General features: G+C 62.8%; 20 protein-coding genes. 13 read left to right on the forward strand and 7 right to left on the reverse strand.

What is annotated here, in order from left to right:
• The first annotated feature begins 46 nt into the window (after positions 1-46).
• The 4 genes from ATN38_RS17055 (at position 47) to ATN38_RS17070 (ending at position 9,726) form a co-directional block, all read left to right on the forward strand.
• Positions 47-775 (forward strand): hypothetical protein, encoded by a 729-nt coding sequence (locus ATN38_RS17055; protein ID WP_007728440.1) that lies wholly within the window; start codon positions 47-49, stop codon positions 773-775.
• A 45-nt stretch (positions 776-820) separates the two neighbouring features.
• Complete coding sequence (locus tag ATN38_RS17060; protein ID WP_218748272.1) at positions 821-1,684, forward strand: hypothetical protein; 864 nt, start codon at positions 821-823, stop codon at positions 1,682-1,684.
• Between the two features lie 461 nt (positions 1,685-2,145).
• Entirely contained in the window at positions 2,146-5,652 is a 3,507-nt protein-coding gene (gene rpoB / locus ATN38_RS17065) for a DNA-directed RNA polymerase subunit beta (protein WP_003942068.1), read from the forward strand.
• Between the two features lie 117 nt (positions 5,653-5,769).
• Positions 5,770-9,726 carry a DNA-directed RNA polymerase subunit beta' gene (locus tag ATN38_RS17070; RefSeq protein WP_003941914.1) on the forward strand — a complete coding sequence of 1,319 codons (3,957 nt, stop codon included), beginning with the start codon at positions 5,770-5,772 and terminating at the stop codon, positions 9,724-9,726.
• Positions 9,727-9,797: 71 nt separating this feature from the next.
• Here the strand turns inward: ATN38_RS17070 and ATN38_RS17075 are convergent, their stop codons facing one another.
• Entirely contained in the window at positions 9,798-10,184 is a 387-nt protein-coding gene (locus tag ATN38_RS17075; RefSeq protein ID WP_003942070.1) for a glyoxalase superfamily protein, read from the reverse strand.
• An 88-nt stretch (positions 10,185-10,272) separates the two neighbouring features.
• Between ATN38_RS17075 and ATN38_RS17080 the strand changes: the two genes are divergently transcribed.
• Positions 10,273-11,280, forward strand: a complete 1,008-nt coding sequence (locus tag ATN38_RS17080; RefSeq protein WP_058227495.1) for an LLM class flavin-dependent oxidoreductase — start codon at positions 10,273-10,275, stop codon at positions 11,278-11,280.
• 13 nt (positions 11,281-11,293) lie between these two features.
• Here the strand turns inward: ATN38_RS17080 and ATN38_RS17085 are convergent, their stop codons facing one another.
• A complete protein-coding gene (locus ATN38_RS17085; RefSeq protein ID WP_007728426.1) occupies positions 11,294-11,791 on the reverse strand; it encodes a histidine phosphatase family protein in 498 nt (165 codons plus the stop codon).
• A 73-nt stretch (positions 11,792-11,864) separates the two neighbouring features.
• Between ATN38_RS17085 and ATN38_RS17090 the strand changes: the two genes are divergently transcribed.
• On the forward strand, positions 11,865-12,065 hold the full coding sequence (locus tag ATN38_RS17090; RefSeq protein ID WP_003941897.1) for a hypothetical protein: 201 nt from the start codon (positions 11,865-11,867) through the stop codon (positions 12,063-12,065).
• On the opposite strand, the gene ATN38_RS17095 is transcribed toward ATN38_RS17090, so the two are convergent.
• Positions 12,062-12,820 carry an acyl-[acyl-carrier-protein] thioesterase gene (locus tag ATN38_RS17095; RefSeq protein WP_007728423.1) on the reverse strand — a complete coding sequence of 253 codons (759 nt, stop codon included), beginning with the start codon at positions 12,818-12,820 and terminating at the stop codon, positions 12,062-12,064. The genes ATN38_RS17090 and ATN38_RS17095 overlap by 4 nt on opposite strands.
• A 44-nt stretch (positions 12,821-12,864) precedes the next feature.
• Complete coding sequence (locus ATN38_RS17100; protein ID WP_007728421.1) at positions 12,865-13,854, reverse strand: NAD(P)-dependent alcohol dehydrogenase; 990 nt, start codon at positions 13,852-13,854, stop codon at positions 12,865-12,867.
• Positions 13,855-13,919: 65 nt separating this feature from the next.
• Between ATN38_RS17100 and ATN38_RS17105 the strand changes: the two genes are divergently transcribed.
• From ATN38_RS17105 to ATN38_RS17135, 7 genes are all read left to right on the forward strand, one after another.
• Entirely contained in the window at positions 13,920-14,576 is a 657-nt protein-coding gene (locus tag ATN38_RS17105; protein WP_003941871.1) for a TetR/AcrR family transcriptional regulator, read from the forward strand.
• Between the two features lie 79 nt (positions 14,577-14,655).
• The gene (locus ATN38_RS17110; RefSeq protein ID WP_003941986.1) at positions 14,656-15,621 is read left to right on the forward strand and encodes an NADPH:quinone oxidoreductase family protein; all 966 of its coding nucleotides are present in this window, start codon (positions 14,656-14,658) and stop codon (positions 15,619-15,621) included.
• Between the two features lie 89 nt (positions 15,622-15,710).
• Complete coding sequence (locus tag ATN38_RS17115) at positions 15,711-16,181, forward strand: MarR family winged helix-turn-helix transcriptional regulator (RefSeq protein WP_003941890.1); 471 nt, start codon at positions 15,711-15,713, stop codon at positions 16,179-16,181.
• Positions 16,178-17,710 carry a DHA2 family efflux MFS transporter permease subunit gene (locus ATN38_RS17120; RefSeq protein WP_003942006.1) on the forward strand — a complete coding sequence of 511 codons (1,533 nt, stop codon included), beginning with the start codon at positions 16,178-16,180 and terminating at the stop codon, positions 17,708-17,710. Before ATN38_RS17115 ends, ATN38_RS17120 begins: the two co-directional genes overlap by 4 nt.
• A 147-nt stretch (positions 17,711-17,857) precedes the next feature.
• The gene (locus ATN38_RS17125) at positions 17,858-18,952 is read left to right on the forward strand and encodes an LLM class flavin-dependent oxidoreductase (protein ID WP_054187847.1); all 1,095 of its coding nucleotides are present in this window, start codon (positions 17,858-17,860) and stop codon (positions 18,950-18,952) included.
• On the forward strand, positions 18,939-19,412 hold the full coding sequence (locus ATN38_RS17130) for a MarR family winged helix-turn-helix transcriptional regulator (protein ID WP_007728410.1): 474 nt from the start codon (positions 18,939-18,941) through the stop codon (positions 19,410-19,412). Before ATN38_RS17125 ends, ATN38_RS17130 begins: the two co-directional genes overlap by 14 nt.
• 20 nt (positions 19,413-19,432) lie before the next feature.
• Complete coding sequence (locus tag ATN38_RS17135) at positions 19,433-20,419, forward strand: pirin family protein (RefSeq protein ID WP_039972959.1); 987 nt, start codon at positions 19,433-19,435, stop codon at positions 20,417-20,419.
• A gap of 40 nt (positions 20,420-20,459) precedes the next feature.
• Here the strand turns inward: ATN38_RS17135 and ATN38_RS17140 are convergent, their stop codons facing one another.
• Genes ATN38_RS17140 through ATN38_RS17150 form a run of 3 tightly spaced genes read right to left on the reverse strand, consistent with a single transcriptional unit; the run spans position 20,460 to position 22,689 of the window.
• Positions 20,460-20,987 (reverse strand): gamma carbonic anhydrase family protein, encoded by a 528-nt coding sequence (locus ATN38_RS17140; protein ID WP_003941993.1) that lies wholly within the window; start codon positions 20,985-20,987, stop codon positions 20,460-20,462.
• 44 nt (positions 20,988-21,031) lie between these two features.
• On the reverse strand, positions 21,032-21,892 hold the full coding sequence (locus ATN38_RS17145; protein ID WP_076948841.1) for a DMT family transporter: 861 nt from the start codon (positions 21,890-21,892) through the stop codon (positions 21,032-21,034).
• Entirely contained in the window at positions 21,889-22,689 is an 801-nt protein-coding gene (locus ATN38_RS17150; protein WP_047268912.1) for a crotonase/enoyl-CoA hydratase family protein, read from the reverse strand. The genes ATN38_RS17145 and ATN38_RS17150 overlap by 4 nt, the downstream gene beginning before the upstream one ends.
• Between the last annotated feature and the right edge of the window lie 69 nt (positions 22,690-22,758).

A 22,758-nucleotide genomic window follows, 5' to 3' on the forward strand; every position in this document is an offset into this window, starting at 1 on the left:
TTGACGATTCGCGGCCAGAGGCTGGGCAAAACAGGTAAGTAGGGTAGTGAGTGTGATTCAGAGAAACAGTTCCCCGCAGTCCGGCGGGCCCGAGCAAGTCGAATCGGGAGCGCCGACAACCGGTAGACCGAAGGGGCTGACAGCGTCTCTGATTGCGGTCGGTGTCTTGCTTCTGGCGGCAGTGGTTGCGCTCGGTGTGTTCGGCGTCCCGTACGTTCGGGCGCTCACCACCGACCGCACCACCGCCGAGATGCGTGACGACGCGCTTATCGGTGCGCAGCAAGTCGCGATCAACCTCAACAACGCGGATTCGGCCAATCTCGACCAGTCGATCGAGAACATGCGTTCTTCGGTGACCGGTGACGAGATGACGACGTATCTGCAGACCGTTCAGGATTCCATCACAGACGAGTTGCGTAACTCGGGCTCGAAGGCTGACACCGAAGTCGTTCAGTCCGCGCTGACCGAGCTCAATACCGATGACCGGACCGCCACGGCACTGGTCGTCGTTCGAGTCACCACGACCCAGGGCAACCAGTTCGTCAAGAATCAGCTCGGCATGCGGCTGGGCATGGTCGAGGTCGACGGGGTCTGGAAGGCTCAGTCGGCTGATCCGATCGGCTCTCGGCTCGATCTCGGCTCCGGCACCCTGCCGGCCACCGACGGCTCCACGCCTGCTCCTGACGCAACGCCCGCACCCGGTTCGGGGACCGAGGCACCTGCCTCCGGTGCTCCTGCACCGACAACCGAGGGTGGTGATTCCGGTGGCCAGTAGTTCGTCGAACCTGCACACCGACATCCCTCGAAGGAGAAGCGCGTAATGCCACCCAAACGTCGTACCGGCGGACCGTCCTCCCCGCAGAACCGTCGGCCGAAGATCGCCGGAAGCGCTCGCTCGCTCAACGTCCCCGCGGGGACGTCCGATTCGGATCCGGTCGAGCCCACGATCGAACAGCCGGAAGAGGAAACACAGGAGGCTGTGAAGCCGGAGGTTGCGAAGCCGGAGGTTGCGAAGCCGACGCTCACGAAGGCAGAGTCCGGAGACATCGAGCCGCCGAAGACGGAAACCGACGCTCCGGAATCCACACCGGGCCCCGATCTGACCAAACCGGCGAAAACCGTCGCAGAGGAGCCCAAGGCCCCTGCTACCTCGGAGACGGGCGCGGGGGAGTCGGCGACAACACCTACACAATCCAAGGCCGGTTGGCGCCTGGTCGCGATCCTGGGGGCCGCAGCGGTCATCGTCGCGATCCTCGCCGGCATCGCCTTCTTCAAAGTCGGCGCGAAGACGGACGACATCGCCTGGGTGGACGAAGGTGCCACGGCTGAAGTTCTTCGTGTGACGCCGTCGGCGTTGGCTGCAGTCTTCACGTTTTCTCCCGACACCTTCGACGCCGATTTCGACAAGGGTGTCCAGGGCCTGAACCAGTCGATGCGCGATCAGCTGACGCAGTACAAGGACACGCAGAAGGCCGGCGTCGAACAAACCCAGACGGCAACGACCGCTGATGTCCCGCTGATCGGGATCACACGGCTCGAGAAGGACCGGGCGCAGTTGCTCGCCCAACTGAACGTCAGCTCGACGCAGAACGGCGTGGCGGCAGACTCTCGCTCCGGAATGGTCATCGTGAGTCTGGAGAAGCAGGACGGAAACTGGCTGATCTCGGAGATTCGCGACCAGTAGCTCGGAGATTCGCGACCAGTAGCACCTGCGCACCAGCGCGAAGATCTGGATCGACGCACGATGTCGGTCCAGATTTTTCGTATGTGACGCCGTTGCTGGCTACACTCCCGGTGGCAGTGTTCGAATGCGCGTCACGAATGTTCGAATGCTGCGACACGCGCTCTCGCCCTTGACGGAGCGGTCCGCAAGGTCCACTCTGATCGGTGAACATGCACGGACGAGTGATCGGCAGTCTCACGTCAGTATCTGAATTCGACCCTCAGTTACACCCGACTCGACATTTCCAGAGTAAGGGTGTACTTTTGGACGTTGCGCTGGCTGCCTCCTGTCCACCCCTCGTCTCAACCGCTGCGAAGTCAAGTACTTCTTGCTTTCTGCGACGGGTTTCGTTCGGGTTGTAACCAGCGAAATTCGAAGCAGATACAGCGGCGGTCGCAACAGCACGGAGCGGCCCGCGTGAGGTGCTGGAAGGACGCATCTTGGCAGTCTCTAGCCAGACCAAGGCAGTTTCCGGAATCCCCGGAGCCCCGAAGAGGGTTTCGTTCGCGAAAGTTCGCGAACCCCTCGAAGTTCCCGGGCTTCTTGACGTACAGACAGATTCGTTCGAGTGGCTGATCGGCGCGCAGAGTTGGCGTGAACGAGCAGCGGCACTCGGCGACAATGCAGTGTCCGGTGGTCTCGAGGACATCCTCGCGGAGCTTTCTCCGATCGAGGATTTCAACGGCACTATGTCGCTGTCCTTCTCCGACCCTCGATTCGACGAGGTCAAGGCCTCGACGGACGAGTGCAAAGACAAGGACATGACCTACGCGGCGCCGTTGTTCGTCACCGCGGAGTTCATCAACAACAACACTGGTGAGATCAAGAGCCAGACGGTCTTCATGGGAGATTTCCCGATGATGACCGACAAGGGCACCTTCATCATCAACGGCACCGAGCGTGTGGTCGTCTCGCAGCTCGTGCGTTCCCCCGGTGTGTACTTCGACATGAGCGTCGACAAGAGCACCGAGAAGGATCTGCACAGCGTCAAGGTGATCCCGGGTCGCGGCGCATGGCTCGAGTTCGACGTCGACAAGCGCGACACCGTTGGTGTCCGTATCGACCGCAAGCGTCGTCAGCCTGTCACCGTCCTGCTCAAGGCACTCGGCTGGACCACCGAGCAGATCACGGAGCGCTTCGGCTTCTCCGAGATCCTCATGGCCACGCTGGAGAAGGACAACACCGCCGGCACCGATGAGGCGTTGCTCGACATCTACCGCAAGCTGCGTCCGGGCGAGCCCCCCACCAAGGAGAGCGCGCAGACCCTGCTGGAGAACCTGTTCTTCAAGGACAAGCGCTACGACCTCGCTCGCGTGGGTCGTTACAAGATCAACAAGAAGCTCGGCCTGAACGCGGGTCAGCCGATCGTTGCATCCACGCTCACCGAAGAGGACATCGTCGCCACCGTCGAGTACCTCGTGCGTCTGCACGCAGGTGACACCTCGATGACGGCTCCGGGCGGCGTCGAGGTTCCCGTCGAGGTCGACGACATCGACCACTTCGGCAACCGTCGTCTGCGTACGGTCGGCGAGCTCATCCAGAACCAGATCCGCGTGGGCCTGTCCCGCATGGAGCGTGTGGTTCGTGAGCGCATGACCACGCAGGACGTCGAGGCAATCACGCCTCAGACGCTGATCAACATCCGTCCCGTCGTCGCTGCGATCAGGGAGTTCTTCGGAACCTCCCAGCTGTCGCAGTTCATGGACCAGAACAACCCGCTGTCGGGGCTGACGCACAAGCGTCGTCTGTCCGCCCTCGGCCCGGGTGGTCTGTCCCGTGAGCGCGCCGGCCTCGAGGTTCGCGACGTTCACCCGTCGCACTACGGCCGCATGTGCCCGATCGAGACCCCGGAAGGCCCGAACATCGGCCTGATCGGTTCGCTGTCGGTCTACGCCCGCGTCAACCCGTTCGGTTTCATCGAGACCCCGTACCGTCGCGTCGTCGACGGACAGGTGACCGACGAGGTCGACTACCTGACCGCTGACGAAGAAGACCGCCACGTGGTCGCGCAGGCCAACTCGGCCATCGACCGCGAGGGTCGCTTCACCGACTCGAAGATTCTCGTCCGCCGTAAGGGTGGCGAGGTCGAGTTCGTCGCGTCCTCCGACATCGACTACATGGACGTTTCGCCGCGTCAGATGGTGTCCGTCGCGACCGCGATGATTCCGTTCCTCGAGCACGACGATGCAAACCGTGCCCTGATGGGCGCGAACATGCAGCGTCAGGCTGTCCCGCTGGTTCGCAGCGAGGCACCTCTCGTCGGTACCGGCATGGAGCTGCGTGCAGCTGTGGATGCCGGCGACGTCATCATCACCGAGAAGACCGGTGTCGTGGAGGAGATCTCCGCGGACTACGTCACGGTGATGGCTGACGACGGAAGCCGCAAGACGTACCGGATGCGCAAGTTCGCGCGTTCCAACCAGGGCACGTGCGCCAACCAGCGTCCGATCGTGGACGAGGGACAGCGTGTCGAGGCCGGCCAGGTTCTGGCCGACGGCCCTTGCACCGAGAACGGTGAGATGGCGCTGGGCAAGAACTTGCTCGTCGCGATCATGCCGTGGGAAGGCCACAACTACGAGGACGCGATCATTCTGTCGCAGCGTCTCGTGGAAGAGGACGTCCTGACCTCGATTCACATCGAGGAGCACGAGATCGATGCCCGCGACACCAAGCTCGGTGCCGAGGAAATCACTCGCGACATCCCGAACGTCTCCGACGAGGTCCTCGCCGACCTCGACGAGCGCGGCATCATCCGTATCGGTGCCGAGGTTCGTGACGGCGACGTGCTGGTCGGAAAGGTCACGCCGAAGGGCGAGACCGAGCTGACCCCCGAAGAGCGCCTCCTTCGCGCCATCTTCGGTGAGAAGGCTCGCGAGGTTCGTGACACGTCCCTCAAGGTTCCTCACGGTGAGACCGGCAAGGTCATCGGAATCCGCGTGTTCTCACGTGACGAAGACGACGATCTGCCTCCCGGTGTCAACGAGCTGGTCCGCGTCTACGTGGCACAGAAGCGCAAGATCCAGGACGGCGACAAGCTCGCCGGCCGCCACGGTAACAAGGGCGTCATCGGCAAGATCCTGCCGCAGGAAGACATGCCGTTCCTCTCGGACGGCACGCCTGTCGACATCATCTTGAACACGCACGGCGTCCCGCGTCGTATGAACATCGGTCAGGTCTTGGAGACCCACCTCGGGTGGATCGGCAAGACCGGCTGGAACGTTCAGATCGCGTCCGACGGCTCTCGTCCCGACTGGGCTGCGACCCTGCCGGAAGAGATGCTGTCCGCTCCGGCCGACTCGAACATCGCCACCCCGGTGTTCGACGGTGCGAAGGAAGACGAGCTCACCGGTCTCCTCGGCGCGACGCTGCCGAACCGTGACGGCGAGCAGATGGTCGGACCCGACGGAAAGGCCACCTTGTTCGACGGCCGCTCCGGCGAGCCGTTCCCGTACCCGGTCTCGGTCGGTTACATGTACATCATCAAGCTGCACCACTTGGTCGACGACAAGATCCACGCTCGTTCGACCGGTCCGTACTCGATGATCACGCAGCAGCCTCTCGGCGGTAAGGCCCAGTTCGGTGGCCAGCGCTTCGGTGAGATGGAGTGCTGGGCGATGCAGGCCTACGGCGCGGCTTACACGCTGCAGGAACTGCTGACCATCAAGTCTGACGACGTGGTCGGTCGAGTCAAGGTGTACGAAGCCATCGTCAAGGGCGAGAACATCCCCGAACCCGGCATCCCCGAATCGTTCAAGGTGCTCCTCAAGGAGCTCCAGTCGCTCTGCCTCAACGTGGAGGTGCTGTCCTCGGACGGCGCGGCCATCACGATGGCGGACGGCGACGACGAGGACTTGGAGCGGGCCGCAGCGAACCTGGGCATCAACCTGTCCAGGAACGAAGCTGCGACGGTCGACGACCTCGCGAACTAGGTTTCGGTCCCCGGGTTGCTCTTGAGAGAGCGGCCCGGGGGCGTAGTTCACATTTGAATTGGCAGTCAGGTTGCCGGGTGACCGGCAACCGTAACCCCAACGGGGAAAGGAAGTTACGTGCTCGACGTCAACTTCTTCGATGAACTCCGCATTGGCTTGGCCAGTGCAGAGGACATCCGCAATTGGTCCTACGGCGAGGTCAAGAAGCCGGAGACCATCAACTACCGCACGCTCAAGCCCGAGAAGGACGGCCTCTTCTGCGAGAAGATCTTCGGCCCCACTCGGGACTGGGAGTGCTACTGCGGTAAGTACAAGCGTGTCCGCTTCAAGGGCATCATCTGTGAGCGCTGTGGCGTCGAGGTCACTCGCGCCAAGGTTCGTCGTGAGCGCATGGGTCACATCGAACTGGCCGCACCGGTCACGCACATCTGGTACTTCAAGGGTGTTCCGAGCCGTCTCGGTTACCTGCTCGACCTGGCTCCGAAGGATCTCGAAAAGATCATCTACTTCGCTGCCTACGTCATCGTCGGTGTCGACGAGGAGCTCCGTCACAACGAGCTGTCCACCCTCGAAGCCGAGATGCAGGTCGAAAAGAAGACCGTCGCAGATCAGCGCGACGCCGATCTCGAGGCACGTGCGCAGAAGCTCGAAGCCGACATCGCCGAGCTCGAGGCAGAGGGCGCGAAGTCCGATGTCCGCCGCAAGGTCAAGGACGGCGGCGAGCGCGAAATGCGTCAGCTCCGTGACCGCGCGCAGCGTGAGCTGGATCGTCTCGACGAGATCTGGACCACCTTCACCAAGCTGAGCGTCAAGCAGCTCATCATCGACGAGCTCCTGTACCGCGAGCTGGTCGACCGTTACGGCGAATACTTCACGGGTGCGATGGGCGCAGAGTCCATCCAGATCCTGATGCAGAACTTCGACCTCGACGCCGAGGCAGAGTCTCTCCGCGAGACCATCCGCAGCGGCAAGGGCCAGAAGAAGCTGCGTGCACTCAAGCGCCTCAAGGTGGTTGCGGCATTCCAGACCAACGGCAACTCGCCGATGGGCATGGTCCTCAACGCTGTTCCGGTGATCCCGCCGGAGCTTCGCCCGATGGTTCAGCTCGACGGTGGACGTTTCGCGACGTCCGACCTCAACGACCTGTACCGCCGCGTCATCAACCGCAACAACCGCCTCAAGCGACTGATCGACCTCGGTGCTCCCGAGATCATCGTCAACAACGAGAAGCGGATGCTGCAGGAGTCGGTCGACGCCCTGTTCGACAACGGTCGTCGTGGACGTCCGGTCACCGGACCGGGTAACCGCCCGCTGAAGTCCCTGAGCGATCTGCTCAAGGGCAAGCAGGGTCGCTTCCGTCAGAACCTGCTCGGTAAGCGCGTCGACTACTCGGGTCGTTCCGTCATCGTCGTCGGTCCTCAGCTCAAGCTGCACCAGTGTGGTCTGCCCAAGCTGATGGCCCTCGAGCTGTTCAAGCCGTTCGTGATGAAGCGTCTGGTCGATCTCAACCACGCGCAGAACATCAAGTCGGCCAAGCGCATGGTCGAGCGCAAGCGCGTCCAGGTGTGGGACGTCCTCGAAGAGGTCATCGCCGAGCACCCCGTGCTGCTCAACCGTGCACCTACGCTGCACCGTCTGGGTATCCAGGCATTCGAGCCGCAGCTCGTCGAGGGCAAGGCCATTCAGCTCCACCCGCTGGTGTGTGAGGCCTTCAACGCCGACTTCGACGGTGACCAGATGGCTGTTCACCTCCCGCTGTCGGCAGAGGCTCAGGCCGAGGCACGCATCTTGATGCTGTCCTCGAACAACATCCTCTCGCCTGCTTCGGGTCGCCCGCTCGCCATGCCGCGTCTGGACATGGTCACGGGTCTGTTCCACCTGACCCGTCTCGACGAGGGTGTCACCGGTGAGCTCGTTGCTCCGACCAACGACGAGGCAGAGCAGGGCGTGTACTCCTCGCCCGCCGAGGCTCAGATGGCAGTCGACCGCGGCGCGCTCTCGGTTCAGGCTCAGATCAAGGTGCGTCTGACCCAGCAGCGTCCGCCGCGCGACCTCGAGAACGAACTGTTCCCCGAGGGCTGGAACTACGGTGACGGCTGGACCGCCACCACGACACTCGGCCGTGTGCTCTTCAACGAGCTGCTTCCGGCGGACTACCCGTTCGTCAACGAGCAGATGCCGAAGAAGCGCCAGGCGACGATCATCAACGATCTCGCCGAGCGGTACCCGATGATCGTGGTTGCTCAGACCGTCGACAAGCTCAAGGACGTCGGGTTCTACTGGGCCACCCGTTCGGGTGTCACGGTCTCGATCTCCGACGTGCTCGTGCCGCCGGAGAAGCCCGCCATCATCGAGGACTTCGAGGCTCAGGCCGACAAGATCGAGAAGCAGTACCAGCGTGGTGCTCTGGACAAGAAGGAGCGCAACAGCGCTCTGGTCACCATTTGGCAGGAAGCGACCGACAAGGTCGGCAAGGCCATGGAGGCTCACTTCCCCGACAGCAACCCGATCCCGATGATCGTGAAGTCCGGCGCAGCCGGCAACATGACTCAGGTTCGCTCGCTCGCCGGTATGAAGGGTCTGGTGACAAACCCGAAGGGTGAGTTCATCCCGCGTCCGATCAAGTCTTCCTTCAAGGAAGGCCTGACCGTTCTCGAGTACTTCATCAACACGCACGGTGCTCGTAAGGGTCTGGCCGATACCGCACTCCGCACCGCCGACTCGGGTTACCTGACCCGTCGTCTGGTGGACGTTTCGCAGGACGTCATCGTCCGCGAGGTCGATTGTGGAACAGAGCGCGGCATCGTCACCACGATCGCCGAGAAGCAGGCCGACGGCACGATGATCCGCGATGCTCACGTGGAGACCAGCACGTACGCCCGCACCTTGGCGGCCGATGCAGTCGACGCGAACGGCACCGTCATCGTCGAGCGTGGCCACGATCTCGGTGACCCCGCGATCGATGCTCTGCTCGAAGCCGGCATCACGACGGTCAAGGTCCGCTCGGTCCTGACCTGCACCACCGGCACCGGCGTTTGCGCCACTTGCTACGGCCGCTCGATGGCCACCGGCAAGCTGGTCGACATCGGTGAGGCTGTCGGTATCGTCGCCGCACAGTCGATCGGTGAGCCCGGTACTCAGCTGACCATGCGTACCTTCCACCAGGGTGGTGTCGCAGGAGATGACATCACCGGCGGTCTGCCGCGTGTCCAGGAGCTGTTCGAGGCACGTGTGCCCAAGGGCAAGGCTCCTATCGCGGACGTCACCGGTCGGGTACAGCTCGAAGACGGCGATCGTTTCTACAAGATCACCATCGTTCCGGACGACGGCGGCGAAGAGGTTGTCTACGACAAGCTCAGCAAGCGTCAGCGTCTGCGTGTCTTCAAGCACGCCGACGGTCGCGAAAGCCTCTTGGCTGACGGTGACCACGTCGAGGTCGGACAGCAGCTCATGGAAGGTGCTGCCGATCCCCACGAGGTCCTGCGAGTCATGGGTCCGCGTCAGGTTCAGATCCACTTGGTCAACGAGGTCCAGGAGGTGTACCGGAGCCAGGGTGTGTCGATCCACGACAAGCACATCGAGGTCATCGTGCGCCAGATGCTTCGTCGCGTGACGATCATCGATTCGGGTGCCACCGAGTTCCTGCCCGGTTCGCTCACCGAGCGCGCCGAGTTCGAGTCGGCAAACCGCCGCGTTGTCGCCGAGGGTGGCGAGCCCGCAGCCGGCCGTCCGGTGCTCATGGGTATCACGAAGGCGTCGCTCGCGACGGATTCGTGGCTGTCCGCGGCATCGTTCCAGGAGACCACTCGTGTCTTGACCGACGCGGCTATCAACTGCCGCTCGGACAAGCTGATCGGTCTGAAGGAAAATGTCATCATCGGCAAGCTGATCCCTGCCGGTACCGGTATCAACCGTTACCGCAACATCCAGGTTCAGCCCACCGAAGAGGCACGCGCCGCTGCTTACGCAGTGCCGTCGTACGACGACCAGTACTACAGCCCGGACGGCTTCGGCCAGAACACCGGTGCTGCAGTTCCGCTGGACGACTACGGCTTCAGCAACGACTACCGCTAAGCGTTAGTTCGTAGAAATCCCCCCACTTCGAAAGAGGTGGGGGGATTTTTCATGTCAGGAGTGGGACGTTTTCAGGAGTTGCTGCCGCTGAGGTCCGGGATGACGATCTCCTGGACGGCCCACTTGTTCCCGTCGGGGTCGGCGAAGTAGATGAACCGCCCCCAGGCCTGGTCGTCGATCGGGCTGATGTCGATGCCGCGGCTCTTGAACTCGCGCTCGGCCTCTTCGATGTCTTTGACCACTACCTGCATGCCGACGACCGAGCCGGGCTCGGCGTCGGTGATTCCCTTGCCGATGCAGATCGAGCAGGCCGAACCGGGAGGGGTCAGCTGGACGAATCGCAGGTCTTCGCTGACCGTGTGATCGTGGTCGGCATTGAATCCGAGGCGGACGTAGAAGTCCTTGGCGCGGTCGATGTCGGTGACGGGAATGGCGACCAGTTCGAGCTTGATGTCCATGACGTGCCCTTCATGTGATGGTGAATTCCGGCGACAGGTCCAGTGTTGCGGGTATTGCGGTCAGAAACGGTCCTCGTTCGGCGTCCGGATGAAACTTTCCGAATTCCTTGTTGCTCCGAGGGTGCTTCTCTCACTGCTCGACCGATCCCGAACCAGGAGCGGATACCCCGACTCCGCAGCTCTGACGCATTCCGTCGAACGTGCCGCGCACGCCGACGCTCTCGGCTACCACCGGTTCTGGGTGGCCGAGCATCACGCGGTGCCCGGGATCGGGAGCGGGTCGCCGGCAGTACTGCTTGCCGCGATCGGCGCGCATACGCGCGATATCAGACTCGGCAGCGGTGGGGTCATGCTGCCGAATCACCAACCGCTGATCGTCGCCGAGCAGTTCCTGATGCTGGAGGCTCTGTACCCGGGGCGAATCGATCTCGGCCTCGGCCGATCGCTGGGATTCACGGAGCCTGTTCGTCAGGCACTACGACGCAGCAAGGACGCTCCGGACACGTTTGTGTCGGACCTGGACGAGGTGAGGCGTTACCTGGACGGATCCGCCGCAGTGACGGCACGGCCGGCGTCGCAGACTGGGGTGCCGATCTTCGTGCTGGCGACGCGCACAGGTCTGAAAGTGGCAGCGCAGCTGGGGCTTCCGGTGGTCGTGGGTGGGCCGATACTGGGAATCGGTAGCACCGATCGGGTGGATGCGTTGGACGAGTACCGCCGAGCTTTCCAGCCCACCGACACACACCCCGAACCCTATGTGGTGGTTTCCCTCGAGGTGGCGGTTGCCGATACCACCGAGGCGGCCCGTGAGTTGCTGATCCCGGAGGCGTACGCGCTCGCAGAATCGTCACGGACAGGGGAGTTTCCGCCGCTCGTGTCGCCGGACGAGATCAGGCGCGCCCCGCGCAGTGATCGAAACGCCAGGCGCATCGAGTCGTTCACGGCTTCGGCGCTGCACGGGACGCCCGTCGAGGTGAAGCAGCAGCTTCACGATCTGGCCGAGCGAACCGGTGCCGACGAATTGCTGGCGTCCACGTCGACGTACGACCGTGACGCGCTTGCACTTTCGGACCGCCTACTGCGTGAGGTGGTTTAGCAGTGTGGTTGATCTAACGAGGCACGTGAAACTCGAGCAGAGTGGCGACGGAGTCGTCGAGTTCGGTCCACGGCACCGGTACGGAGAGGACGGCGATCGCCGAAGTCGGGAACTTGTCGCGGATACGTTGGGCCGCTTCGGAGTTTTCGTTCGATGCGAGATCGAGTGCAGTCCAGGGAATTCCGGGTTCGTGTCCGACGATCAGGAGCGTCTTGACGTGGTCGGACGTGGTTCGCGCAGCTGCAATGACGTCTGCGGGTGAGCCGCCGTAGATGGACTTCTCGAACCCGGCGGGAGCTTCGATTCCCGTCGAGGCAAGGGTTTCGACGGTCCGCCGGGAGGTGGAGCACAGAACGGCGTCGACGGGCGGGACGTTTTCACGGATCCATTCGCCGCCGATGCGGGCCTCGCGCAGGCCCCGTTCGGCGAGCGGACGCTCGTGATCACGGATGCCCTCGGGGTAGCTGGACTTGCCGTGTCGCATGAGGACGAGGGTGCGGTGGTCGGCCATGCGTTCACGGTATCCGCTTTGTGCCCGTCAGTCCGGTTACTCTGGATGGTCAGGACCTTGAAGGAGGTTTTCGATGGCCGGTAAGAAGCTCGATCGAACTAATGCCCGAACTGCACTCGAGGTGGTACGAGAAAGCCCCACCATCGCTTTCATCACCGTTGCCCCGGCAGTGGTCGTGTTCGGCGTGGTGTGGTGGCTCTTCGGTTTCTGGGCCGCGATTCTTCTTGCGTTGGTGTTCGGTGTCGCGGCTGTCGCGACCCAGAAACTGCGTTAGAGGGCGCTCACCTGCGCAACTGCGCGGAGCGCTTCGCCGACCAGGAACCAGACCGTGACGGTCTTGTCGTCGACGCGGCTGCGCAGGACGACGTCGTCGCTGGAGACGATGGGGGAGAGGTACTCGATCAGTGCTCGATGCGGAACTGTCCGTAGTTCGGTGCGAGCGCTGAGGACCTCTTCGACTGCCTGCCAGTAGACGGCGTTGTTGACGTGGTCGAACGGGTCGATATCCGTGGCGCGCAGAGCGAACGGCGTGTCCAGAACACCGGCGTCGTCCGCCTCCGGTGCGTTCTCGGCGAGGACTCGCTTCCACTTCAGGCGATGCTCGTCGGTGGATTCCTCCAGTGGCCGCATGAAGTCGTCACTCATCCGCGTGGGCATGCCCGACTCGGCGCTGATGTTGATCCAGAAGCCTTCGGTTTCCATCAGCGCGCCGTTGCTGCCGTCGAAGCGCACACGCATGTTCGCCCATCTCGTGGAGAAGCCGGAGCACCAGCGAGTCATCGTCAACTCTTCCGGCCAGATCGCCGGGCGTACGACGTCGACGACCGTACGACGCACTATCCAGAGCGGATGGGTGTCGATGGCTCCCGCGGCCTCGATGTTGTCGTTGCCGATGTCCTGCAGGTAGCGGGCGACGGCGTCGAGCCTGACCTGCTTGGCGACGTCGATGTCGCCGGTGCGGACCGGGCGTGACTTGACGAAGATCGGTCCTCGGTCCGGCTGTTGCGCGAGCGTGAGATCTGGGTTCACGTGAGATTCCTGTTCGCTGGAGTGAGCCGATTCTGTCAGGCTTTTCAGCGAGTGGCGATTATCTGCTTTCCGCAGCCGGAGCCGTCGACCATTCGTGCCACGGCGACGGCGGTGTCGGCAAGGGGATGAACGGAGTCGATCACCGGGGTGATGTCACCTGCGTCGATCATCTGCGTCAGGACCTCCAGATCGTCGGCGTTCTCCGAAGCGATGAAGGTGCCCATTTTCTGAGATATGAACGGAGACAAGCACTGTGCGCGTATTTGGCGATCGGTTCCGCCGAGCCACCGTCCGCCGTTCTCGCCGCCGACGATCACCAGCGTTCCGGTGCGTGTGAGCGCCCGTCGAAGATCTCGCAGTCGGCGGTTGCCGCCGGTGTCGATGATGACGTCGTACCGATGCGATCCGTCGGTGGCGTCGTCGACGCGGTAGTCGAGAACCTCGTCGGCACCGATGGAGCGGACGGTATCGGTTTTCGAGGTGCTGCACACGCCGGTGACGTGAGCGCCCATGGCTTTTGCCACCTGCACCGCGTAGATCCCGACGCCACCGGATGCGCCGAGTACGAGGACGGATTGGCCCGCCTGCACGCGGCCGTGGTCGCGCACGGCTTGCAACGCTGTGAGGGCGGAGACCGGCACCGCTGCTGCTTGTGCGAACGACAACCGGGCAGGTTTTGCGGCAATCTTCGTCTCGAGTGCGCGTGCGTACTCCGCGAACGAACCGACCGCGATCCCGTATACCTCCTGGCCGACTGCCACGCGGGTCACCGAACTGCCGACGGCCTCGACTCGGCCGGATACGTCCAGTCCGCGTACCCGGTTCCTAGGTCTGCGCAGCCCGAAACCCGCGAGGCGCAACGGATATGGCAGTCCGGCCATGAGATGCCATGCCCCGCGGTCGACGGACGCGGCCTCGACGCGTATCAGCACTTCGTTGTCGGCGACAGTGGGGCGCGGAATGTGGTCGACGTAGAGAACGTCGGCCTCGCCGTAGCGATCCTGTACGACGGCGGTCATCAGTTCCTTCGGCATGCGAGTCTCCGTTCGTCGAATACTTACAGCGTAAGTATTGCACTTACGGTGTAAGTTCTGTCAACGTGGAGAAGCGCGCAAGATTGACCCGAGACGACGTCGTACACGCTGCTGTCGCGCTTGCCGATTCCGTCGGAATCGATTCGATGACCATGCGGAAGTTGGGCACCGAACTGGGCGTCGAAGCGATGTCTCTGTACAACCATGTTTCGGACAAGGGGGATCTGCTCGACGGAATGGTCGATGCGGTCTTCGCGGAGATCGATCTGCCGACGCCGGGACGCCCGTGGCGCACGGAACTTCACGTGCGAGCGGTATCGACAAGGGAAGTGTTGGGGAGGCACCCGTGGGCAACTCCGTTGATGGAGTCCCGAACGACGCCTGGTCCCGCGACCCTGCGCCACCACGATGCCGTCATCGGAACGCTACGCGCCGCCGACTTTCCCGTCGCCCTTGCTGCGCATGCCTTTTCGATCATGGATGCGTACATCTACGGCTTCGTGCTGCAAGAAGTGAGCTTGCCGTTCGAAACAGCGCAGGAAACGACGGAACTGGCGAAGGCGATCATGGGCTCGTTCGAGAGCGGTCAGTATCCGCACCTGGCCGAGTTGACCACCGAGCACGTCCTTGCTCCGGGATACAGCTACGCCGCCGAATTCGCTTTCGGTCTCGATCTGATTCTCGACGGACTCGAACGTCTGCACATCGGGAGCGAACGATGATCTGACGTGAGTACCGGGTTAAAGTCGAGAAAACCGGGTTACCGGTCCAGACTTCAGATGTCCCGAAGAGGAGCTTTCTGTGCGCGCCATGGTGGTTACGGAACTGTCCGGTCCCGAAGGAATTGTCGCGCAGGAGGTTCCCGAGCCCGCAGCCGAAGGTCTTGTTCTCATCGATGTGAAGGCAAGTGGCGTCTGCTTTCCGGACCTGCTCATCACCTACGGCAAGTATCAGATCCGCCCGGAACCGCCGTTCATTCCCGGCGCGGAGATCTCGGGCGTCGTGGTCTCCGCGCCGGAAGGGTCGGGTTTCGCTCCGGGCGATCGTGTTCTCGCGGCCGCGTATCTGGGTGGGTATGCAGAGCGGATTGCCGTCAACCCGGCGCAGGTACTCCGAATTCCGGACGGACTCGCCTTCGACGAGGCGGCCTCGCTGATCATCAACTATCAGACGATGGAGTTCGCGCTCGCTCGTCGCGCGAAGATCGTCGCGGGGGAGACTGTCGTCGTGCTCGGCGCTGCAGGCGGAGTCGGAACGGCAACCATCCAGCTGGCCAAGGCGCACGGTGCCCGGGTGATCGCCGTGGTACGACGCGAGGGCGTCGATGACTTCTTGCGTGAGCTCGGTGCCGACGAGGTGGTCGCGCTGGCTCCGGGATGGGGAGAGCGGATTCGGGAACTGACCGACGGCGTCGGCGCTCAGATCGTGGTGGATCCGGTGGGCGGCGATGCGTTCGACGACGCGGTCCGGGTTCTGGCACCCGAAGGACGACTCGTGGTGATCGGATTCGCCGGCGGCGGTATTCCCGAGGTAAAGGTGAACCGGGTGCTGTTTCGCAATATCAGCATTGTCGGCGCGGCATGGGGTGAGTTCACGCGTACCAATCCCGAGGCGGTAGCCGAGGTACACGCATCGCTGGTAGAACACGTCCGAAACGGCTTGCGTCCGCTGGTCAAGGCACGGTATCCGCTTGCCGATGCAGCAGTTGCCCTGGCTGATCTCGAAAGCGGCAAAGTTCTCGGAAAGGCCATCTTGCTGCAGGAATGATTCTTCGCAACGTGATGGTGGTCACCAAATAATAAGTTGCAACATGTTTTCATTTGGGCAATAGTTGCAACCGCACTACCATTTGCCAGGTGATCGCTTCCGATTCTGATGACCTGTATGGAGCACTCGACGAGTTGTTCACTCGCCTGATGAGCGCCGGTGATTCGGAGTCGATCGATGCGTTGATCGAACTGGATCTCTCGTTCTCTCAGGTGCGTGTGCTGTTCGTACTTGCACAACGTGATGCGGCGATCCCGATCAACGAGGTTGCCGACGAGCTTCGGCTCTCGGTGGCAGCTACGGGGCGGAACATCGATCAGCTCGTGAACATGGGTCTGGTCGATCGCCGTGAAGACGAGCGGGACCGACGCGTCAAGCGGGTTTCCTTGTCGGAGGCCGGTCGTAAGGTGACGACCAACCACATCGAGTGCAAGCGCGGCCAGCTTCGCGAATTCGCGTCGCGTGTTCCTGAGCCAGAGCGGATTCGTTTGTTCGAGGCTCTCAAGCCCATTCTCGCGGGTGACTATCTGCGAGCACTTAACCAGGAGACTTCGCGATGACATCGCCGAACGCGCCGGCACCGGCGTCCGACAAACTTGACGGGGCGGTCCTCAAGATCGCTTCCGTGGTGGTGCTCGGCGCCATCATGTCGATTCTCGACGTAACCGTGGTGAGCGTCGCGCTCACCACCTTTGCCGAGGACTTCGAAACTTCGTACGCCACCGTCGCGTGGACGATGACGGCCTACACCCTCGCTTTGGCGACGGTCATTCCGGTTACCGGTTGGGCTGCCGACCGTTTCGGCACCAAGCGCCTCTACATGACGGCCCTGGTGCTGTTCGTGCTCGGTTCGGTCGCCTGTGCGATGGCGTGGGACATCACCTCGCTCATCGGCTTCCGTGTGCTCCAGGGCCTCGGCGGCGGCATGTTGATGCCGCTCGGTATGACCATCATGACCCGGGCCGCCGGTCCGGACCGCGTCGGTCGCGTCATGGCAGTTCTCGGTATCCCGATGCTGCTCGGCCCCATCGGTGGCCCGATTCTTGGTGGTTGGCTGATCGAGGCCGCGAGCTGGCACTGGATCTTCCTGATCAACCTGCCGATCGGCATCATCGCGTTGGCAGCAGCATTCATCATTCTGCCGTCCGACAAGGCGAAGCCTTCGGAGTCGTTCGACTTCCTCGGCATGATCCTGCTGTCGCCCGGCCTGGCGCTGTTCCTGTTCGGTGTGTCGTCCATCCCTGAGGTGGGAACCGTCGCGTCCGCTCGGGTTCTGGTGTCGGCCGGTATCGGTCTGGCGCTGATCATCGCCTTCGTGTTCCACGCGCTCAACAAGGATCACCCGCTGATCGACCTGCACCTGTTCAAGAACCGTCAGTTGACCACCGCCGTCATCACGACGTCGCTGTTCATCGTCGCCTTCATGGGCGCCGGGTTGCTGTTCCCGAGCTACTTCATCCAGGTCGGCGGTCACACCACGCTCGCGGCCGGATTGTTGATGGCTCCGCAGGGTCTGGGCGCTATGGTCACCATGCCGATCGCTGGTCGACTGGTCGACAAGATCGGCCCGGGCAAGATCGTCCTGACCGGTTTGCCGCTGATTCTCATCGGTTTGGGTGTGTTCACACAGGTTGCCTCGGATTCCCCGACGTGGCTGCTGATGGGCGCCTTGTTCGTCATGGGCCTCGGTATGGGTTGCACCATGATGCCGCTGATGACCGCAGCTATCGTGACGCTCTCCAACGAGCAGATTGCTCGCGGCTCCACCCTGATGAACATCGTTCAGCAGACCGCAGGTTCGATCGGTACCGCCGTGATGTCGGTGGTCTTGACCAACCAGCTTCTCGATCGTGGCCTCGACACGACGATGGTCGGTGCGGCCTCGCACATTCCGACCGAACCGGGAAGTCCGCAGGAGTCTGCTGCGAATTCGATTCTCAGTGCGGCGTCGGATGCCTTCGGTAACACCTTCCTCGTTGCCACTGTGCTTATCGTCCTGACCCTCATCCCGGCGTTCTTCCTGCCGCGGAGCAAGACCACCAGGCCGGTGGCCGAGGGCGAGACGGCAACGCCGATCGTTATGCACTGACCGCTTTTCGGTAGATCGTTCGTCCAGGTGAGGGCGGCACACATCTTGTGTGCCGCCCTCACCTTTTTGCCGTGGAATACAGCTGGATGGTTGAATGTTTGATCAGTTACATGCAAACGCATGGATCTAGTTCGCGGAGGAGCAACCATGCAGTTCGGAATCTTCACGGTCGGTGACGTCACCACTGATCCCACGACGGGTAAGACCCCGACAGAGCACGAGCGCATCAAGGCCATGACGACCATCGCCAAGCACGCCGAGGAAGTCGGTCTCGACGTCTTCGCGACCGGCGAGCATCACAACAAGCCGTTCGTGCCGTCATCTCCGACCACGATGCTCGGATACATCGCGGCCCAGACCGAGAAGATCACGCTCTCCACGTCCACGACGCTGATCACCACCAACGACCCGGTGAAGATCGCCGAGGATTACGCGATGCTTCAACACCTCGCCGAGGGGCGCGTCGACCTGATGATGGGACGCGGAAACACCGCGCCTGTGTACCCGTGGTTCGGCAAGGACATTCGCGCCGGTATCCCGTTGGCGCTCGAGAACTATCAACTTCTTCGCCGGCTCTGGGACGAGGAGGTCGTGAACTGGCAAGGGGAGTACCGCACTCCACTCCAGGGATTCACGTCCACCCCGCGCCCGCTGGACGGCGTCGCGCCGTTCGTGTGGCACGGCTCGATCCGCAGCCCCGAGATCGCGGAGATCGCGGCGTATCACGGCGACGGATTCTTCGCGAACAACATCTTCTGGCCGAAAGAGCACTACATCGAGCTGATCAATCTTTACCGCCGGCGTTACGAGCATTACGGCCACGGGTCCGCGGATCAGGCGATCGTCGGTCTCGGTGGTCAGGTCTTCATGCGCAAGAACAGTCAGGACGCGGTCAAGGAATTCCGTCCGTATTTCGACAATGCTCCGGTGTACGGCCACGGGCCCTCACTCGAAGAGTTCACCGAGCAGACGCCGCTGACCGTCGGTTCCCCTGAACAGGTCATCGAGAAGACGTTGGCGTTTGCCGATTTCTTCGGTGACTACCAGCGCCAGCTGTTCCTGATGGATCACGCCGGACTGCCGTTGAAGACGGTGCTCGAGCAGCTCGATCTGCTCGGTGAGGAAGTTGTTCCGGTTCTGCGCCGTGAGTTCGCGGCCAGGCGGCCAGCACATGTGCCGGACAACCCGCCCACTCACGCGTCGATGAAGGCGGCTCGTGAGGCAAGCAGTGTCACTGCCTGACGAGCAACCGCCTGAGGTTCCGGTCAGCACCACCGAACTCGCCACCGACGCCTGGGAAGCCTTGTTTCGCGCCCAGGTGTCGGTGATGCGGCGGCTCTCTGCCGACGACGTCTGGGATCAGGTGTCGATGCGCGAGTACGACGTGCTGTTCACGCTGAGTCTTGCGCCGAGTAGTTCCCTTCGCCTGCATGACCTGAATCGGGAGATATTGCTGAGCCAGCCTTCGCTCAGTCGCCTGGTGGAACGGTTGGAGGGCGAAGGTCTGGTAACGAGAAGTGTTGATCCACAGGATCGCCGCGGGACGATCGTGCAACTCACCGAAACGGGTGCAGCGCTGCAGAAATCAGTGGGTCGCCGTCATGCGGCGAGCATTCGCCGCCACGTCGGACCGGCCCTGGACGCGGATGAACTTCGACTGTTGGCCGAATTGTGCACGCGTCTGCGTCTCGCGCAGTCATGACTGGAGGCAGGATGGACGATATGAGCAACCTCGAAGCGCAGCCCGTCGAGCAGGAATGCGAAGGCCATCCGGCGGAGAGCGAGATTCAGATCCTCACCCCGCGCGACGTACCGCTCGGTGGCCCGCGGGCCATGCGAGTGCGACGCACCCTCCCGCAACGCGAGCGTTCGCTGATCGGGGGATGGTGTTTTGCAGATCATTACGGTCCGGATGACGTCGGCTCAGGACCGGGCATGCATGTGCCGCCGCATCCGCATACCGGTTTGCAGACGGTGAGTTGGCTGTTCACCGGAGAGATCGAGCACCGTGACAGCATCGGTTCCCATGCGATGGTACGGCCGGGTGAACTGAATCTGATGACGGCCGGGAGTGGGATCGCGCACTCCGAGGTGTCGACGCCGAATACGAAGGTTCTGCACGGGATGCAGTTGTGGGTGGCGCTGCCGGATGCGGCGCGCGATACCGCACCCGCGTTCGTTCACTATCGACCGGAGCCGGTGACCACCGATGGTGTCACGCTCAGTGTGTTCCTCGGTTCGCTCGCCGGTGAAACGTCTCCGGTGTCTACCTTCACCGAATTACTCGGTGCCGAGGTGATTCTCGATCCTGGGGCCGAGATCGCCCTCGATGTCGATCGTTCACATGAGCACGGCGTGATCGTCGATCAAGGATCGGTTGTTCTGCGTGGTACCACTGTCGGCTGGGCCGAGTTGGGTTATCAAGCACCGGGTTTCGGAAAACTGACTTTGCGCAATCCGGGATCCGAACCGGCTCGACTGCTACTTCTCGGCGGGAAACCGTTGGGCGAGCAGGTCATCATGTGGTGGAACTTCATGGGCCGTACACACGAAGAGATCGTCGAGTATCGACGCAAGTGGCAGGCCGAGCTTGCCTCCGGATTCGACGGCAGCGTCCCGGACCGGCGTTTCGGCGTCGTGCCGGGATACGACGGTCCGGCGCTCCCGGCACCCGAGTTGCCGAACAGCACGTTGCGGCCCCGAGGCTAGTCGTTGCTCTTGCTGCTACCGGCCGCGAGCGTCGTTTCGATCAGGCTTGTTCGATGTCCTGGTGAGCCTTCGCGAGCATGATGTAGCCGGCGCCGTTGGCGGTGATACCGGCCTTTTCGCCTTCGGAGAGTTCACGTTTGACCTTGGCGGGCACGCCGGCGACCAGTGATCCAGGCGGGATTTGCATCCCCTGAGACACGACGGCGCCGGCTGCAATCAGTGACCCCGAGCCGATGTGTGCGCCGTTGAGCACCACGGCACCCATGCCGACGAGAACGTCGTCTTCGACGGTGCACCCGTGCAGCACTGCGTTGTGGCCGACCGAGATTCGTTCGCCCAGCACTGCGGGGAACGTCGGGTCGGCGTGCACGGTGCAGTTGTCCTGAATGTTGGTGTCAGCGCCGATGGAGATCGATTCTGCGTCGCCGCGGATGACCGCGCCGTACCAGATGCTGGCTCCCGCAGCGATGGTCACCGCGCCGACAACGGTGGCGTTGGGTGCGATGAACGCACTTTCGTCGATCTGCGGGGTGTTACCGAGAACGGTGGCGATTATCGGGTTGGTCATGGTTCTCCTGTGCGTTGGAATGACGTGCTCTGACGGTACCTGGACTACTTCGCTGTGGGTTTTCGATTCATGACGACTGTGCCGACGCCCGCGGCCACCACCAGTGCGATGGCCACGAGTGCGAACGCGTCGAGCGTTTGCCCGATCACGAGGACTCCGGCCAGTGCGGCCGCTGCGGGTTCGAGGGCGATGAGGACGGCAAAGACTTTCTTGGCTAGAGAGCGCAGCGCCCACATTTCCAAGCTGTACGGGATGACGGACGAGAGGACGGCGACGGCTGCGCCTGCGGCGAGCATCGTCGGATCCAGCAGTTCACTTCCGCCCGAGACGACGCCGAAGGGCAGCGTCAATACGGCCGCGACGATGCTTGCGCCTGCCAACCCGTCGGCGCTCGGGAGCGTCGCGGCCAGGTGGGAACCGGCCACGATGTATCCAGCCCACGCAGTAGCGGCGATCAACGCGAACATCACCCCGATCGGGTCCAAACCGGATTCGCCGTGATCGCCCAACCCGAGCAGCAACACTCCGCCGAAGGCGAGCAGCACCCATGCTCCGTCGGCCCACCGACGAGACAGAACTGCGGCCAGGGTGAGCGGTCCGAGGAACTCGATGGTGACGGCCGTTCCGATGGGCACCGTGTCGAGGGCGAGGTAGAAGGCGCCGTTCATCACGGCGAGGGCGATGCCCAGCGCGAAGATGCCTTTGCGCTGCCGGTTCGACCATCTGCTCCATCGCGGGCGGACGATGACGCCGAGGATGATCGCGGCGATCGTCAGCCGCAGCGTCGTGGCTCCGGCCGGCCCGATCTGCGAGAACAGTGTCGTCGCGAATGCCGCTCCGAACTGGAGCGACAGTATCGACGTGAGGACTGCTCCGACCGGCAGTAGTTGACTGCCGGCCTTCATTCTCCGGTGAACTCGGGACTTCGACGCTCGAGCATCGCGGCGACGGCTTCGTGGTGATCTCGGGTGTGGTGGGCGATCGACTGCATGGCGGCCGAGAGTTCGAGCAAGCTCTCGAGGCTCTGGTGCTGGCCCTCGCGGAGGAGCTTTTTGGTCATGCGGAGTACCTGCGGGGGATTGGCGGCTACTCGAGCTGCCAAAGCGTGCGCAGCGGAAAGCAATTCTTCGGGCTCGGTCACCTGCGAGACCAGACCCCAGTCGAGTGCCTTCGCAGCATCGATCGGTTCACCGGTGAACGCCATCTCGGCCGCGCGGGCGTTGCCGATCGCGCGGGGGAGCAGCCACGCTCCGCCGTCGCCGGGAATGAGTCCTACCTTGACGAAACTCTCGGCGAAGACTGCGGCGGTCGAGGCGATGCGGAGGTCGCACATGAGTGAGAGGTCGCAGCCCGCTCCGATGGCCGGGCCGTTGACCGCCGCGATGGTCGGCACCTCACACGTGTACAGCGCGAGCGGGATGCGTTGGATGCCGTGCCGGTAGCCCTGGCGGATCTCGCCGGGTGCGCCACCGAACATGCCCTCCTTGTCTCGCATGTGCTTGACGTTGCCGCCGGAGGAGAAGGCCGATCCGGCCCCCGTCAGAATGACCGTGCGCACACTCTGATCTCGGTTGACCGCGGTGACTGCGTCTTCGAGGGCCTCGATCATGTCGATCTCGGAGATCGCATTGCGGGTGTCCGGGCGATTGAGGGTCCACGTGACCACATCGCCGGTTCGCGAGATCAGTACGGCGTCGCTCATGGGTGCTCCTGGTTGTCGATGGCAGTTGAGCTCAGTCTCTCACCACAGGATTTCGCAATAACAATCATT

The organism is Rhodococcus sp. FH8 (assembly GCF_019266085.1).
Classification (GTDB): domain Bacteria; phylum Actinomycetota; class Actinomycetes; order Mycobacteriales; family Mycobacteriaceae; genus Rhodococcus_F; species Rhodococcus_F qingshengii.